General features: G+C 43.5%; 15 protein-coding genes. 10 read left to right on the top strand and 5 right to left on the bottom strand.

Going from position 1 to position 14,558, the window contains the following annotated elements; genetic code table 11:
• The first annotated feature begins 310 nt into the window (after positions 1–310).
• From ACUC6J_RS24535 to ACUC6J_RS24525, 3 genes are all read left to right on the top strand, one after another.
• The gene (locus tag ACUC6J_RS24535) at positions 311–889 is read left to right on the top strand and encodes a TetR/AcrR family transcriptional regulator (protein WP_016822504.1); all 579 of its coding nucleotides are present in this window, start codon (positions 311–313) and stop codon (positions 887–889) included.
• A 79-nt stretch (positions 890–968) separates the two neighbouring features.
• Positions 969–1,679, top strand: coding sequence for an SDR family oxidoreductase (locus ACUC6J_RS24530; protein ID WP_113050663.1), 711 nt, complete (start codon positions 969–971; stop codon positions 1,677–1,679).
• Positions 1,680–1,845: 166 nt separating this feature from the next.
• Positions 1,846–2,421: a histidine phosphatase family protein gene (locus ACUC6J_RS24525; protein WP_107733658.1), complete on the top strand. Its 576-nt coding sequence runs from the start codon at positions 1,846–1,848 to the stop codon at positions 2,419–2,421.
• Between the two features lie 89 nt (positions 2,422–2,510).
• Here the strand turns inward: ACUC6J_RS24525 and ACUC6J_RS24520 are convergent, their stop codons facing one another.
• Positions 2,511–3,578, bottom strand: a complete 1,068-nt coding sequence (locus tag ACUC6J_RS24520; RefSeq protein WP_113050662.1) for a DUF4367 domain-containing protein — start codon at positions 3,576–3,578, stop codon at positions 2,511–2,513.
• Positions 3,539–4,129 carry an RNA polymerase sigma factor gene (locus ACUC6J_RS24515; RefSeq protein WP_113050661.1) on the bottom strand — a complete coding sequence of 197 codons (591 nt, stop codon included), beginning with the start codon at positions 4,127–4,129 and terminating at the stop codon, positions 3,539–3,541. The genes ACUC6J_RS24520 and ACUC6J_RS24515 overlap by 40 nt, the downstream gene beginning before the upstream one ends.
• Before the next feature lie 241 nt (positions 4,130–4,370).
• On the opposite strand from ACUC6J_RS24515, the gene ACUC6J_RS24510 reads away from it, so the two are divergent.
• Positions 4,371–5,450, top strand: a complete 1,080-nt coding sequence (locus ACUC6J_RS24510) for an elongation factor G (RefSeq protein WP_447249566.1) — start codon at positions 4,371–4,373, stop codon at positions 5,448–5,450.
• 62 nt (positions 5,451–5,512) lie between these two features.
• Here the strand turns inward: ACUC6J_RS24510 and ACUC6J_RS24505 are convergent, their stop codons facing one another.
• Positions 5,513–6,958, bottom strand: a complete 1,446-nt coding sequence (locus ACUC6J_RS24505; RefSeq protein WP_102997389.1) for a DEAD/DEAH box helicase — start codon at positions 6,956–6,958, stop codon at positions 5,513–5,515.
• A gap of 286 nt (positions 6,959–7,244) precedes the next feature.
• Between ACUC6J_RS24505 and ACUC6J_RS24500 the strand changes: the two genes are divergently transcribed.
• Positions 7,245–7,655, top strand: a complete 411-nt coding sequence (locus ACUC6J_RS24500; protein WP_016822512.1) for a YjdF family protein — start codon at positions 7,245–7,247, stop codon at positions 7,653–7,655.
• A 146-nt stretch (positions 7,656–7,801) separates the two neighbouring features.
• Here ACUC6J_RS24500 and ACUC6J_RS24495 read toward each other — a convergent pair whose 3' ends face one another.
• Complete coding sequence (locus ACUC6J_RS24495) at positions 7,802–8,383, bottom strand: TetR/AcrR family transcriptional regulator (protein ID WP_025366224.1); 582 nt, start codon at positions 8,381–8,383, stop codon at positions 7,802–7,804.
• Positions 8,384–8,703: 320 nt separating this feature from the next.
• Between ACUC6J_RS24495 and ACUC6J_RS24490 the strand changes: the two genes are divergently transcribed.
• The 5 genes from ACUC6J_RS24490 to ACUC6J_RS24470 all read left to right on the top strand — a co-directional run bounded on the left by ACUC6J_RS24490 (position 8,704) and on the right by ACUC6J_RS24470 (position 13,092).
• Positions 8,704–9,765 (top strand): LLM class flavin-dependent oxidoreductase, encoded by a 1,062-nt coding sequence (locus ACUC6J_RS24490; RefSeq protein ID WP_016822515.1) that lies wholly within the window; start codon positions 8,704–8,706, stop codon positions 9,763–9,765.
• 26 nt (positions 9,766–9,791) lie between these two features.
• Positions 9,792–10,730, top strand: coding sequence for an alpha/beta hydrolase (locus ACUC6J_RS24485; RefSeq protein ID WP_016324913.1), 939 nt, complete (start codon positions 9,792–9,794; stop codon positions 10,728–10,730).
• 294 nt (positions 10,731–11,024) lie between these two features.
• Complete coding sequence (locus ACUC6J_RS24480; protein WP_090889165.1) at positions 11,025–11,981, top strand: endo-1,4-beta-xylanase; 957 nt, start codon at positions 11,025–11,027, stop codon at positions 11,979–11,981.
• Positions 11,982–12,169: 188 nt separating this feature from the next.
• The gene (locus ACUC6J_RS24475; protein WP_447249565.1) at positions 12,170–12,721 is read left to right on the top strand and encodes a TetR/AcrR family transcriptional regulator; all 552 of its coding nucleotides are present in this window, start codon (positions 12,170–12,172) and stop codon (positions 12,719–12,721) included.
• The gene (locus tag ACUC6J_RS24470; protein ID WP_016822518.1) at positions 12,721–13,092 is read left to right on the top strand and encodes a DMT family transporter; all 372 of its coding nucleotides are present in this window, start codon (positions 12,721–12,723) and stop codon (positions 13,090–13,092) included. Before ACUC6J_RS24475 ends, ACUC6J_RS24470 begins: the two co-directional genes overlap by 1 nt.
• Before the next feature lie 108 nt (positions 13,093–13,200).
• On the opposite strand, the gene ACUC6J_RS24465 is transcribed toward ACUC6J_RS24470, so the two are convergent.
• Positions 13,201–14,547 (bottom strand): GntP family permease, encoded by a 1,347-nt coding sequence (locus ACUC6J_RS24465; protein WP_031462501.1) that lies wholly within the window; start codon positions 14,545–14,547, stop codon positions 13,201–13,203.
• Positions 14,548–14,558: the final 11 nt, after the last annotated feature.

Genomic DNA, 14,558 nt, shown 5'->3' with positions numbered 1-14,558 from the left:
CTTACAATACGTATTCAGTCGCATAAGCAACAACGTGAAGCGGTGGGGAGCTCCCACCGCTAAAATGCTTGCTTACGAGTGCGAAACTTTGTAATCCTTCTGTGTTTATTGGTGTTTGCTAAAGCGATTACAGTAATCATGGAGCGGGCTATAAAGGAGGAAAAGTAATTCTTTACCGATCGTTCCCGATATGTTAGGATAAAGCCAGACAGAGAAGAAAGACATATCAGCGACCAATGTAGAACGATCGTTTCCAAAAGGTCATGCAAATTAATCCAAACCTATTCTAAGTGGTCAGGGGGTAGCTACGATGGCCAGGAGCAAAGAATTTGAGGAAAACGTTGTTCTGGAAAAAGCTATGAAGCTGTTCTGGGAGCAGGGGTATGAGAAAACCTCGATGAATGATCTTGTCGAGCACATGGGGATCCATCGAAGAAGTATCTATGATACTTTTACCGACAAGCACACCCTGTTTCTTAAAGTGATGGACCGATTCGGAGAGCGAGTTAGTGGTAGATGGTCGGCAGGGATCAAGCAATCCCAGACGGCTAAGCAGGCACTTCAGTTCATTTTCGACTTTATCATTAATGGTGAAGAGGACGTACCGCCCGGTTGCATGTTCGTGAATTCGGCTGTCGAATTAGCAGCTCGGGATGAGGAGATTGATGCGATAGCGACGAAGGCCTTTGCAAAATCGGAGGAGCTGCTTGCAGAAATCGTAACGTGGGGACAGCAAAATGGCGAATTCACACAGCAGTACGAAGCGAAGGAATTGGCTGAGTATCTGCAAAATGCCTTAGCGGGACTGAGGGTGATGGTGCGGACTTCCGTTCCGAAAGAAAAGCTGCAACGGATAGCCGAGTTAAATCTACGTATTTTAGAGACATAGACGATACACGAAAACAAATTTTTTTCATGTTATTAGAACGATCATTCTCAATTTTATAAAAATGAGGAGGAAATAAATCATGACAAACAAAATCGCGTTAATTACCGGAGCAAGCAAAGGAATCGGACTGGAGATTGCCAGACAATTGGGGCGGCAAGGCATAACGGTATTGGTTGCTGCGCGCACGAAAACAGCAGCAGATGAAGCAGCGGCCGGGCTATTGCAAGATGGCATTCAGGCAGTCGGCGTGAAGCTGGAGGTTACGAATTCTGCACATATCGCGGAATTGGCGCAATTCATTGAGAAGACTTACGGTCGGCTGGACATTTTGGTCAACAATGCAGGCATTTTGGCAGAAAAAGCGGGTTATGACGGGGATGCTTTCAGAGATACTTTTGAGGTGAACACGTTCGCACCCTATTTGATTACAGAAGCACTGTTGCCATTACTGTTAAAGAGCGAAGCAGGCAGAATCGTCAACCAAAGCAGCGCTATAGGCTCGATTCAGTTCCAACTTTCCAATAAACGGGTGCAGCGGCTTGCTACCCCGGCTTATGCAGCTTCCAAAGCAGCTTTGAATATGCTGACGGCCTACTGGGCACAAAAAAACAGTGGGACGCATCTGAAGGTTAACTCCGTACACCCCGGCTTGGTCAAAACGCAGATGGGTGGGGAAAAGGCGGAACTGTCGGTGGAGGATGGAGCAAAAACGGCGGTCCGACTGGCGACCCTGCCAGAGGATGGTCCAACAGGCGGATTCTATTACATGGATGATCAGCTTCCGTGGTAAAGCATTATGCATGAAAGAAAAAGATAATATATGACATCGTAACAGCAATTATCAGTTCGTGTATGGTGAGTGCAGACTGGATTGGTCATACCGAAAGATTTGCTCTAAAACAATGGGCGGTTTCAGGAATCACGAGAGCAAAACGATATCCTTTAAGGAGGCTATTTTGGAAACTTTCATTTACATGGTGAGACATGGCGAATCACCGAAGACGGAAGGAAATGAAAGAACTAGAGGGTTGACGGATAAAGGGAAGTCAGATGCCTATCGAATAACGGAATTACTGAAAGGAGAGGGGATCGGGGTCTTCGTTTCAAGTCCATATCAACGAGCAATCCTAACCATCCAAGAATTAGCCCGATGTTCAGGACAAGAAGTTTTGGTATTCGAGGATCTTAAAGAAAGGATCTTTTTGAATGAAGACCACCGAATGCCCGATGAGGAATTATTCCCTTTATTAGATAAGTCATTTTCTGATCCAAACTTTGCTTTACAGGGAGGAGAGTCTAATACGATTTGTCAGAACCGAAGTATAGCAGTTCTAAAAGAATTGTTAAAAACCTATCGAGGACAGAAAGTTGCATTAGGCACTCATGGGGCAGTTATGACTTTAATGATGGGGTATTATGACAAGCAGTACGACTTGGATTTTCTACTACACACATCCAAACCAGATGTATACAGAATGAAGTTCAACGATCAGGAGTTAGTCGAGGTAAAAAGATTATGGTGTATGCGGTAGTGGTTTGTGAGGAAAGGTATAGGGACTATTCTTTAAAAAGAGACTACCCTTGGCGAAGGGCAGTCTCTTTTTAAATCTTACCGTTGCAGCTATTGTGGTGAACCATTAAGCAAATCTTCGGCTATTTTAACCAAATCTTCTTTGGTCAGCGGGCTGTCTTGGTTATCGGATATGTTGTAGTGTAAATGTCTTTTTTCATCGAGCCATCCCAGTCGGTTTTTTCCTGCTTCCAAGGGCTTGCTTGCTTCACTTGCCCTGATGTAATAGACCTTGGTTCCTTTGATTGTCACTTGCTCAGCCGAATCCTGTTCATTTTGCATGATGGTCGTCTTCGTGACTTCAGGAGTGTATTTGGTGACGGTAATGTTTACATAGTCGTTTCCTTTCGCATACCGGGCAAAGGAGGAGTCTGACTTGTCCCAGCTTAGCTTTTGAATAAACAGATTTTCACCCTCCGGTGCAGCTTTGGCCTGTTGCATCAGTTGATCGGTTAAAGCGCGATATTCCTTTTTATCCATCATTCCAGGATATGCAGCGACTGGATAGACGTATCCAAATTCAAACTTGTAGCCATCCGGTAGATGAGTGGGATTGCTGAGTAATGGAGCCTCAGTCCGCTTGATTTCATCTTGTAAGCTGTTGAAACTTGAGAGTTCAGCCGGTTTGTACGCAAACAGGGCCGGATTAGATAGGTTTTTTTGATTCATAGAATCGTCCTTGACGTAATAGGCAGCATACTCTCCTGGCTGCAAACGGCCTTTCACCTCTTTGTCCCACTGTGCGTAGGTCGAGGTATATGCTTTGGAGGCGTCCGTTTCGGTAGGGGGTTTGGCGGTATTTAATACAACGGCGCCCTTACTGTTGCGGAACTCAAGATATTGTGAAGCTGCGTATCCGGTCACAGAGGCCCCTACTACAAAAAGCAAAATCATGATGGGGACAGTCAAGCGAGGCTGAAAATGGATTTTTCCGATATTTCCTTTTTTGGGCATCGCCTTTTGGTAGACCTGTTCCATCACTTTGTCAGAGACGTCAAAAGCCTGAATTTTCAAAGCGTTCTCTGGCTCGGTTAGCTTGTCCATGTTTTTTAATCCCCTGTCTTGCAGATCGGTGTATTTCAGGCTTTGTTTTTGAATTCTGTCTTGTAACTCACGCATTTTTGGTCCTCCTTTAGGGGCTCCATTATTTTTTTGAGCTTTGTTTTTGTCCTGCCGTATTTTTTCTTGATAGCATCCTCGCTTTTGTTCATGATTTCCCCGATTTCTCCAAACGTTTTTTCTTCAAAAATGCGCAGCACCAGCAGGTTACGCTCCTCCGCGTTCAGTTGGTCCAACGCTCGGCTCAGCGGTTCACTGAAAAGCTGACGTTCCATAACCTGCGCTGCACTGTCTGAAGTCATGTCAGCTGAGGTGAACAGGGTAAGTTTAAATTTGCGTTGTAGATTCTTCCTGCGAATCAGGTTCAGGCAGTGATGATAGGCCATTTTATACAGCCAGGAGGAGAAGCCCACTGTCGGCTTGTACTTGCTGATTTTCTCAAAAGCATTGACGAAAATATCCTGCACAGCCTCTTCCGCCTCCTGCTCACTTCCTAATAGCCTCCAGCAGTACACAAAAATCTGACGCTGGTACTCTTTTACAATGTAGGCGTAGTCCTGGATCTCGCCAGCTTGAACTCGTTTGATTCTGTATTCGATGTCCTCATTCAAAGATTTAGGCACCCCCTCTGATCAAAAAGCAAACTATATCTGTATAACAAACGAAGATGACCAAAAGGGACACCTTGTCTAAAATTTTTTTAAGTGTTCTATCAACTCTTTAAGAGAATACGATAAAGCAGAACAATTATCACCCACGTAGTTAGTTTTATAGAGTTAAAGGTATATTGTGGAAGTGAGGGAATGGTAAAATGAAATTAGATATTGATAAGAAGGAGGTCTACGGTTTCTAATGAATGAAAGTGCTAAGAAATATAATTTTGATCGTGTGATGCTTTACCTTCATGATCAAATGAAGCTGCTGCCTAACCTGGAATCAAAATACATTGGATTAACCATGCCATTTCCTCGACAAGCTGCACTACGGAATAGGATGATTGAGAGTATTGAGACATTGATAGCACACGATGGGGACGTTTGTATTGCTGTTCATTTTAATCAATCTGATGCTGGGGCTATTGAATATGAGAACATAATTTTTATAGGAATGGATTACTTGCATCTCAAGAGAATCGCTAATTTTATGAATAGACAAGACGTTAACCTGAATATCAAAGACACCTGCATACTTTATAGAGAATGTACTGCCGACTTAAACATAAATTTGAAAGGCAATCATTCCAGAATAACAAGTTTGAATGACCTCTTTGCTGGAGTCGAAATTCATATTGATCGTTTAGAGGCTGGAATGGGATATCGATATGAAAATACACAAGTGAATGAAGATATTATTCATTATTGCTGTCATAAAGATGATGAGGAAGGTAAGGGGCTTGGATACCAATTATTCGTAAAATCGTTAGATTACTTTTCCAAGAAATTGTTAGCTGAAGGATTTGTATTAGGGTATCCTGCTGTAGATTCTAAAATTAAAATAATGAAGGCCTCTTGTTCAATGTGTTTTTATCGAGATTATTATTACATTAGTGGAGCACATATATCACTCAAAACCGCCATGCAGCAAGCAGATTGGCAAATATGCGAACCATTGATGCAGGTCCATATGATCTGTAACAAGCTATATTTTGAAGAGAACTCCTTTTTTAGAGGGGTAGAAAATCTATGTATACTCGAGGACGAAGATGATTATAAGTTATCGTTTAAATCTAGACTTTCCACAATCATTGATATTCTAGAAGAGATGTATAACCATAAAAAAGATATTTCGGACTTCCATATAGAATTGGACAGCTATGTGCCAGTTGAAGGTGTTACTCAGTTAAAAGAGAAATTCAAAGTCATTTATAATATCGGTAAATGGAAAGATGAATTAGAGGAGCAAGAGATGAACTCGGCCATCCCGCCTGTATAGCTTACGAAAACCTTCGGCTGTTCTTGACGGGATGGCCTCACTCTTTTTATGCAGCGTACCTTCTACTTATGCCCTTTGCGTACCTTTAACAGCTTGCCCTTTACGGTCGTATTCTTCATAATTTCAAGCACAAGTGGGCCCTTGCCATTCAGAATCTCAACATCTGTCACATTATCCAGAATCGTAATGATCCCGATATCATCTGCTGTTACCCCGTCAAGCTTAGCGATGGTACCCACAAAGTCGACAGCTCTAAGTTTTTTCTTCTTACCGCCGTTAAAATTGAGCTTCATAATCTGTTGGTTTAATTGCTCGCGCTTGTCGTTTTTGAGTACAGTTTTTACATGTAGGTTCCGCTCGAAATCTTCTCTGCGGAGATCTACAGCCTCTTCTGTAGGGGCTTTTACTTGCGGAATTGCAAATCCAATATATGCTTCAATATCAGCTAATCGGTTGCTATCTTTAGGAGTGATTAGAGTAATGGCTTTCCCCGTTTTGCCAGCACGTCCTGTACGGCCTGTACGATGAACATAGCTTTCCTTTTCAAGGGGAATATCGTAGTTGATGACATGGGTGATATTTGTGATATCAATCCCTCTGGCGGCTACATCCGTTGCGATCAAGTAACGGAATTGTCCCCTTCTGAATGCGTTCATTACCTCAAATCGCTCATCCTGCTCCATGCCGCCATGAATGCGATCACATGGATATTCGAGGTCAGCCAATGCTCTGAATAGTGTATCTACATGCTCTTGCGTACGGCAGAAAATGATGCAGCTGTCAGGGTTCTCAACAATGAGCAGATCCTGGAGCAGAGCCAGTTTGTCCGCCTCTCGCACCTGAATAAGAGAGTGATCAATTGTAGCAGTCGTTACACCTGTTGCCTTAATCTCAATTTCCACAGGATCTTTCATATATTTACGTGATAATTTGGCTACATCTTCGGGATAAGTAGCGGAAAACAACATCGTAACCCGGTCACTAGGCAACGCCTGAATAATCGACTGAACCTGCTCGATAAAGCCCATATTCAGCATCTCATCAGCTTCATCAATCACGAGATAGGCAATTCGATTTAAGGATAGCGTGCCTCGTTCAATGTGATCCAGTACACGTCCAGGCGTACCTACAGCCACATGTGTTCTTTGTTTTAGCTCGGCCTTTTGTATATGAAAAGGATGTTTACCATAAAGGGGCGTTGCTTTGATCCGCTTAAAGCGTCCAATATTCGTGATGTCTTCAGTAACCTGTAATGCGAGTTCACGAGTTGGTGTCAGGATTAAAGCTTGGGGCTTATTCTCATTCCAATCTACTAGCTCACAAAGTGGAATACCATATGCTGCCGTTTTGCCGCTGCCTGTTTGCGATTTGGCCACAAGATCCTTCTTCGCAAGCGCAACGGGAATAACCTCCGTTTGAATTTCTGTTGGCGTCTCATAGCCCAAGCTATTCAGAGCCCTCACAATTTCTTCACTTAATGGATAATCTGCAAAATGCTTCTGACTCATTCTCAACCTCTTCTGCGCTGTATTTAAGTACCATTACATATATCATGTCATCGTGTACCGAACTTATACTCATCTAGTATACTCTATATCCAGGTTCACTCTAATACATATCAGCGATTAACTTGCTGTTTTCCAGTAAGGCAACTATACTTTTTCTGAGACGAAAAAACACAGTCTGGTTGGTAGTCCAGACGCATGGACGACTCTATATTAGCAAGAGTGCCATGTCAGTAACCTTCCCCCCTCGGGATGTCCATCGTTTCGATTTAAAATGAGGGGGATTCAAATGAAGCTTACGATTTATCATGATGGACAGTATTGGGTTGGAGTCGTGGAGGAGCAGGACCAAGGGAAATTGAAGGCAGCCAGGTACATTTTTGGTACAGAGCCTAAAGACGAAGAAATTCTCCATTTTATCCGAGAGGAAATGTGTGAACTTGTTAGTCGGCTGTCACAAGAGGTGGCTGTAAAGGGGTCTGAAACGAAGAAGATCAATCCAAAGCGGCTAGCAAGGCAGGCAGCGTATGAATTAAGGCGAAAGGGAGTCTCCTCCAACGCACAAGAGGCCTTAAAGTTAGAGTATGAGAAGCGTAAGTTGGAGAAACGTACTTACTCCAAACAACAAAAGGAATCTATGAAGGCACGGATAAGGGAATTAAAGGAGAAAAAAGCGAAAGAAAAACATCGTGGACATTAATAAAACCTCCATCCTTATCCGCAATTGTAACGCATTGTTTTATATCAACATATGTGAAAATATGTGTTACGCACAAAGGGCACCCGACTGGGTGCCCTTTAAACTGTCTTATAGAGATTGTTATCCGCTAAAAGAATCCATTCAACTTACTTAAGCAGTGTCAGTGTTACCTCTATTGTATTATCAATAAATGATCGTTCTGGACGAGACTTTATCATGACGGTCAGACCAATTAACGATACAACTAGTGCCTGTGATACAGCCTTCGCATCTAGTTCGATCTCAAGCTCACCTAATTGTATACCTCGTTCAATGGTTTCTTGAAAAATGACCGCTAGGTACATTTGATGCTCCCTTGTAAGAATTTCAAACTTCTCATCATGGGGCGCAAGTTCAACCATTGTATTAATGCAAAAGCATCCTTTTCTAGGATTTTCCGCATACTCCTCTTCAACTACACCCTCAAAAAAAGTACGAAATGCTTCTTTTACAGATGGAATACTTTGAAGTTTGGTTCGGATCAGAGAAGCACGGGACATCGTGTATTTGCGTAGCGCGGCTTCGAACAATTCTTTTTTGCCCCCAAAAGTGGAATATATACTGGGGCGTTGAATTTCCATTCTTGAAGTTAAATCACTTAATGAGGTGGCTTCATATCCCTTTTCCCAAAATATTTGCATAGCTGCATCTAAAACTTTCTCTTCGTCAAATTCGCGGATTCGTCCCATAACAATACCTCTCGTTACTCATGATTTTATTCTTAATGGCTCCATGTATCTGATTATAATGTTCAGTGACATTTATTTAATTACCAATCGGTACGTTATTATCTTATAATTAGTCCTTGAAATTGTCAAATGAAGGTTGGTCTTTCCCGAAAAGGGGAGGTAAATATGAAAGAAAATCAAAGTGGATTTACTATGATTGTTGACAGTATTCTTTTTTGTGAGTTATATTTACTGGGAAAAATAACTTACCGATTGGTACGATATTTTATTGTTATTCAATTGGCACACAAAGAAAGCTATTAGAACGGGAGAGATGGACCATGGAGATAGGTATTACCTCGTTTGTAGAGACAAAGCCTGATGTTCAGACAGGCGAAGTGATAAGTCACGCACAGCGGTTGCGTGAAGTTGTCGAGGAAATTATCCTTGCTGATCAAGTGGGACTTGATGTGTTTGGTATAGGTGAGCATCATCGAAAGGATTATTCGGCATCTTCACCAGCAATGGTGCTGTCCGCGGCTGCAGCGCAGACGCAACGGATTCGGCTAACCAGTGCAGTGACGGTGCTTTCTTCAGCTGATCCGGTGCGCGTTTTTCAAGACTTTGCTACGCTGGATGGTATTTCAAATGGACGTGCCGAGATTATGGCGGGTCGGGGTTCTTTTATTGAATCTTTTCCTCTGTTCGGCTATGACTTGGATGACTATGATGAGCTGTTTGAACAACATTTGGAACTTCTCCTTAAAATACGGGAGTCCGAAAAGGTAATCTGGAAGGGCGGTCATCGGCCAGCCATTAACAATTTGGGCGTGTATCCACGGCCAGTTCAGAACCCTTTACCAATATGGGTAGGCAGCGGGGGAAGGCAGGATTCTGCTATTCGTGCAGGTCTGTTAGGACTGCCCTTGATGCTGGCGATCATTGGAGGAAACCCGATAAATTTTGCACCGCTTGTCCAGCTTTATAAGAAAGCAGCAGCGCACGCTGGTCATGATGAATCGCAGCTTAGGGTTGGGTCGCACTCGATAGGATTTGTCGGAGAGAATAATGAGCAAGCGGCAGATACATATTTCCCTTCTACGATGGCAGGTATGAATAGATTGGGTAGGGAGCGAGGCTGGGCGCATTATGATCGTTCCAGCTACGATGCCGCGCGCAGCTTTGAAGGTGCGCTGTATGTTGGCGATCCCGAGACGGTTGCCCAGAAGATCATTCATCTTCGCAAGCATGTAGGTGTTACACGCTTTATGCTGTATGTTCCGTTAAGCACGATGCCGCATGCCGAGGTGATGAGAGCCATTGAGCTACTTGGAACAGAGGTAGCACCCCGAGTGCGGAAGGAAATAGCCAAGTGGGAAGCGGAGACGGAAAAAAGACTATAAAATAACCTAACATAGGAGTGATTCGCATGGATTTTGAAAATCGTTTATTACCAGAACTAAGGTCAGTAATTGCACAATTTCCCGGTTTTCAACTGGAGGAGAATTTAGAACTGAGCAGAAGTTATTTGTCGAGTCCGCCTATTGAGCAGTCGGAACACGTACGCACGACAAGCCGGATGATTCCGAGCGTTGCAGGCGAGATATTAGTCAAAATCTACGAACCTGCCCAGCGAACTGATGTTAAGCTTCCGGCCATGCTGTGGATTCACGGGGGAGGCTATGTAATGGGGCATCCTGATATGGACGATGCTTTGTGCGAACGCTTCGTGCAGGCGGCTAATTGCGTCGTCGTATCGGTCGATTATCGACTTGCTCCCGAGCACCCCTACCCAGCTGCCATCGATGACTGTTATGCCGCTTTGACGTGGATGACCGATGAAGCTGAGCTGCTGGGCATCGACTTGGACCGGGTCGCAATTGCTGGTGCAAGCGGGGGTGGCGGTCTAACCGCAGCACTTGCTTTAATGGCTCGTGACAAAGGCGGACCAGCCCTTATCTTCCAAATGCCGCTATATCCGATGATCGACGACCGCAATGTTACGGCATCAAGTCATGAAATTACGGCCGATAATGCACCATGGAGCCGGAAGAACAACTTGACGGCCTGGAACATGTACTTGGGTAATCGTACCGAAGATAGCGAGGTTTCCCCATATGCGGTGCCGTCGAGAGCAGAAAGCTTGGCTGGTCTGCCGCCGACCTACACGTGCGTAGGGCAGCTCGATCTATTCCGAGATGAGACGATCGAATATGTGGCACGCCTTGCCCAAGCGGGCGTTGACGTCGAATTTCATCTGTATCCCGGCACATTCCACAATTTTGAAGGGATGGTTCCTCAAGCAGAAGTAAGTCAACGCGCCAGCCAAAGTTATGTAGACGCGATTGCAAGAGCGCTTAATCCTTAAATAATTAAGGAGCGGTCTTCAGGTGATATGCTCCCAAGAAGATAGACAGGTTGAATAATAAAACCTACTACTGTGAAGGGAGTATATCACTTTTCGCAGCAGCCTTTTGTTATCGTTTCAGAGTTGTTTGGGATTCGTGTTGTGGCTGTTCTGCAATGATGTAAGATTTTTCGGGTAAAATCTATACTTTCACATGTAGCAGAAAACAACTATTCATTCTTATAATTGGAAATGTAAGCGCTTAAATTATTGAGGAAGAGTATTATCAAATTATACGTGTGAGGAGGAGATTTTATGTTAAGAACTAAAGTGGGCAAGCTGGTGAGCAGTTTGGCGTTGGCGGGTGTGTTGTTATCATCTGTTCTGGTCAACCAGGCTGATGCTGGCCTGGCAAATGGAAGCAAATTTCTGGGGAATATCATTGCGGGCAGTGTCCCTCCTAGTTACGGGACATACTGGAATCAAGTGACGCCGGAGAACTCGACTAAGTGGGAATCGGTTGAAGGCAGTCGTAACAACATGAACTGGTCGCAGGCGGATACCGCCTACAATTATGCCCGTAGCAATGGTTTCCCGTTCAAGTTCCATACGTTGGTATGGGGTGCCCAGGAGCCAGGATGGGTTAAAGGACTGTCGGCTGCTGATCAGAAAGCGGAAGTGACTCAGTGGATTAAAGCAGCAGGTCAGCGCTATCCGAATGCGGCGTTTGTAGATGTGGTGAATGAGCCGTTGCATCAGAAGCCGTCCTACCGCAATGCCATTGGTGGTGACGGGTCGACCGGATGGGATTGGGTCATATGGTCGTTTCAACAGGCTAGACAAGCTTTCCCGAATGCCAAACTGCATATAAATGATTATGGTATTATCAACGACCCTTCTTTAGCCGACCAATATGTCAATATTATTAATCAGCTCAAGAGTAGAGGCCTGATTGACGGTATTGGCATTCAATGCCACCATTTCAGTATGGACAACGTCTCAGTCAACACGATGAATACTGTACTAAATAAGCTGTCGGCGACCGGGTTACCGATCTATGTGTCGGAACTGGATATAACTGGGAATGATAACACCCAACTTGCCAGATACAAAGAGAAGTTTCCAGTCCTTTGGCAAAACCCCTCAGTGAAGGGAGTTACGCTTTGGGGGTATATCCAAGGACAAACTTGGAAAGATGGTACACATCTGCTGAACTCGAACGGCACGGAACGCCCTGCGCTCCAATGGCTGAGACAGTATCTGAAGAGATAAGCTATAGGTGGCACTTAAAACCCAACAGATGCGGACTTTTGCCAAATGTCCGGGCTGAGTAGTTGTTTATTTAAAGAAGTCTTGGCTGAAATGTTACACGCCCAAGGCTTCTTTTTATTTAGCTTAAACGTTTTTTTTACTTGAAATAAAACCGTCCGGACGGTATAGTTAAATGGGCGGTGATCAGAATGAACACAACTAAAAAAACATTAAAAAGAGAATTAATCCTTAAAGCGGCTTCTATAATTGTACAAGAAGCAGGAGTAGAAAAATTAACGTTAGAAGCGGTGGCTAAGAAAGCGGGAGTAAGTAAGGGAGGATTGCTTTACCATTTTCCGAATAAAGATGAATTGATTCTGGGAATGGTTGAACAGCTATCGACCAGCTTTATCGCCGAATTTAATGAAAGGGCAGAAAACGATACACATTCCCAAGGTAGATGGACTCGCGCTTATATGAATACGTCATTTTCCGGGGATCAGGATGCAAGTGACCTGTATACCGCTCTCTCGGCAGCACAATTTACGAACCCTCACATGCTCAAGCTGCTTCAGGATGAGTATGCGAATATCCAAAATAAAATCGAAAACGACGAATTGGACCCAGTCCGTTCTACGATCGTCCGATTAGCTATAGACGGTTTGTGGTTTGCCGAAATGTTCGGACTCGCTCTTCCCAATGAAGAATTGAAGCAAAAAATTATAGAAGAATTAAAGACATATATAAAGGAGAATGAATGATGGCTTATTTTTTCTTGGCAATCTCTATTGCTAGTGAGCTTATTGGTACTTCAATGCTAAAAGCTTCAGAAGGTTTTACGAGACTGTATCCGACTCTATTCACGATTGTCGCGTTTGTAATCTCTTTCTTCTTTATTTCACTAACCCTCAAGACACTTCCTCTTAATATGACCTATGCCATCTGGTCAGGGGTGGGGGCTGTTGCTACAACGGTGATTTCAGTATTGATCTGGAAGGAGAAAATCAACACAGGAAGTATCGTAGGGATTGCTTTAATTGTTATTGGCGTGGTGGTATTGAACCTATTTGGTGCAGGACATGGTGAGGCAAAAGGAACAACAGAAGCAACCAGTTCAATCGTTCAAAAGTGAAATAATATGATATCACTCCAGTTCGTAAATAGGCGGTAGTTCCTCACTTATCGACTTAGAAGATTCTAAGAATGATAAGTGGGGAATCTACCGCCCGGAAATCATGGTTTATACGAATAAACTTAGTATTAAGATGAATCCTAATCCGGCTACAGAAATGATGGTTTCAAGCAATGTCCATGTGGCAAAGGTTTCTTTCATGCTTAAACCAAAATACTCTTTAAACATCCAGAACCCGGCATCGTTAACATGGGAAGCTATTAAGCTACCCGCTCCCGTGGCAAGCACGACTAAAGCAAGATTAACGTCGGATTGTCCTAACATCGGAATCACTAAACCAGCGGTTGTTAAAGCTGCAACAGTTGCAGAACCCAGGGAAATACGTAAGATTGCAGCGATGATCCAGGCTAGCAGAATTGGTGATAATGTAGTTCCATTGAATAAATCGGCTACATAGTCACCTACGCCGCCATTAATCAGTACTTGTTTGAAGGCACCGCCTCCCCCAATGATCAAGAGCATCATTCCAATATGAGTAATAGCCGTTGTACATGATGCCATTACATCTTTGATTGGAATTTTTCTTGCGATTCCCATGGTGTAGACGGCAACCAGTAAGGAAATCAACATGGAAGTGGATGCATCACCAATAAATCGGATCGCGGCCAGTAAACTATTATCTTCAAACCCCATTGTTTTTTGAAGCAAAGTAATAATCGTAGCAATCGACATTAAGATGACAGGAAGCATTGCCGTAAATACACTGATTCCGAATCCAGGAGTTTCCTCAGACTTAAATACTTTTTGTTCTCCTAAAGAGGCAATATTACCGGTTTTCGTAAATGAGGCAGGTACGAGTTTTTTGGCAAGCTTCGTAAATACAGGGCCAGCCAAAATAACAGTTGGAACAGCAATAATGAAGCCATAAAGTAAAACCTCACCCAGATTCGCGCCATATTCACCAGCAATAACAGTCGGTCCCGGATGTGGAGGTAAGAAACCGTGTGTTACGGATAAAGCAGCGACCATCGGAATACCGAGATATAAGATAGAAACCTTTAATTCTTTTGAAATGGCAAATACAATTGGGATTAATAATACTAACCCTACTTCAAAAAATAACGCAATTCCGATAATGAATGAAGCAGCTACGACCGCCCATTGAATATTTTTTTCACCAAATTTGTCAACGAGGGTCATGGCAATTCTTTGGGCACCACCAGAATCCGCGATCAACTTCCCTAACATCGCTCCGAGTCCAAAGATTAACGCTAAGTGACCCAATGTTCCGCCCAATCCAGCTTCAATGGTTTTAACAATTTCCTCTAATGGCATTCCAAGGGCTAAGGCTACACCGAACGATACAATGATTAAGGAAATGAAGGTGTTTAATTTGAAGCCCATGATTAAAACGAGTAATGCTAAAATTCCAATCCCTACAACGACTAATGGCATTGTAATTACCC

The sequence above is a fragment of the Paenibacillus sp. JJ1683 genome (assembly GCF_053006485.1).
This window is presented reverse-complemented; position numbering and strand designations above follow the sequence as displayed.

Coding starts and splice junctions, on each gene's coding strand:
- ACUC6J_RS24505 (WP_102997389.1), bottom strand. CDS start 6,958: ATGAGTCAGAAGCATTTTGCAGATTATCCATTAAGTGAAGAAATTGTG.
- ACUC6J_RS24480 (WP_090889165.1), top strand. CDS start 11,025: ATGTTAAGAACTAAAGTGGGCAAGCTGGTGAGCAGTTTGGCGTTGGCG.
- ACUC6J_RS24495 (WP_025366224.1), bottom strand. CDS start 8,383: ATGGGACGAATCCGCGAATTTGACGAAGAGAAAGTTTTAGATGCAGCT.
- ACUC6J_RS24490 (WP_016822515.1), top strand. CDS start 8,704: ATGGAGATAGGTATTACCTCGTTTGTAGAGACAAAGCCTGATGTTCAG.
- ACUC6J_RS24500 (WP_016822512.1), top strand. CDS start 7,245: ATGAAGCTTACGATTTATCATGATGGACAGTATTGGGTTGGAGTCGTG.
- ACUC6J_RS24520 (WP_113050662.1), bottom strand. CDS start 3,578: ATGCGTGAGTTACAAGACAGAATTCAAAAACAAAGCCTGAAATACACC.
- ACUC6J_RS24475 (WP_447249565.1), top strand. CDS start 12,170: ATGAACACAACTAAAAAAACATTAAAAAGAGAATTAATCCTTAAAGCG.
- ACUC6J_RS24485 (WP_016324913.1), top strand. CDS start 9,792: ATGGATTTTGAAAATCGTTTATTACCAGAACTAAGGTCAGTAATTGCA.
- ACUC6J_RS24465 (WP_031462501.1), bottom strand. CDS start 14,547: ATGCCATTAGTCGTTGTAGGGATTGGAATTTTAGCATTACTCGTTTTA.
- ACUC6J_RS24470 (WP_016822518.1), top strand. CDS start 12,721: ATGGCTTATTTTTTCTTGGCAATCTCTATTGCTAGTGAGCTTATTGGT.
- ACUC6J_RS24530 (WP_113050663.1), top strand. CDS start 969: ATGACAAACAAAATCGCGTTAATTACCGGAGCAAGCAAAGGAATCGGA.
- ACUC6J_RS24535 (WP_016822504.1), top strand. CDS start 311: ATGGCCAGGAGCAAAGAATTTGAGGAAAACGTTGTTCTGGAAAAAGCT.
- ACUC6J_RS24510 (WP_447249566.1), top strand. CDS start 4,371: ATGAATGAAAGTGCTAAGAAATATAATTTTGATCGTGTGATGCTTTAC.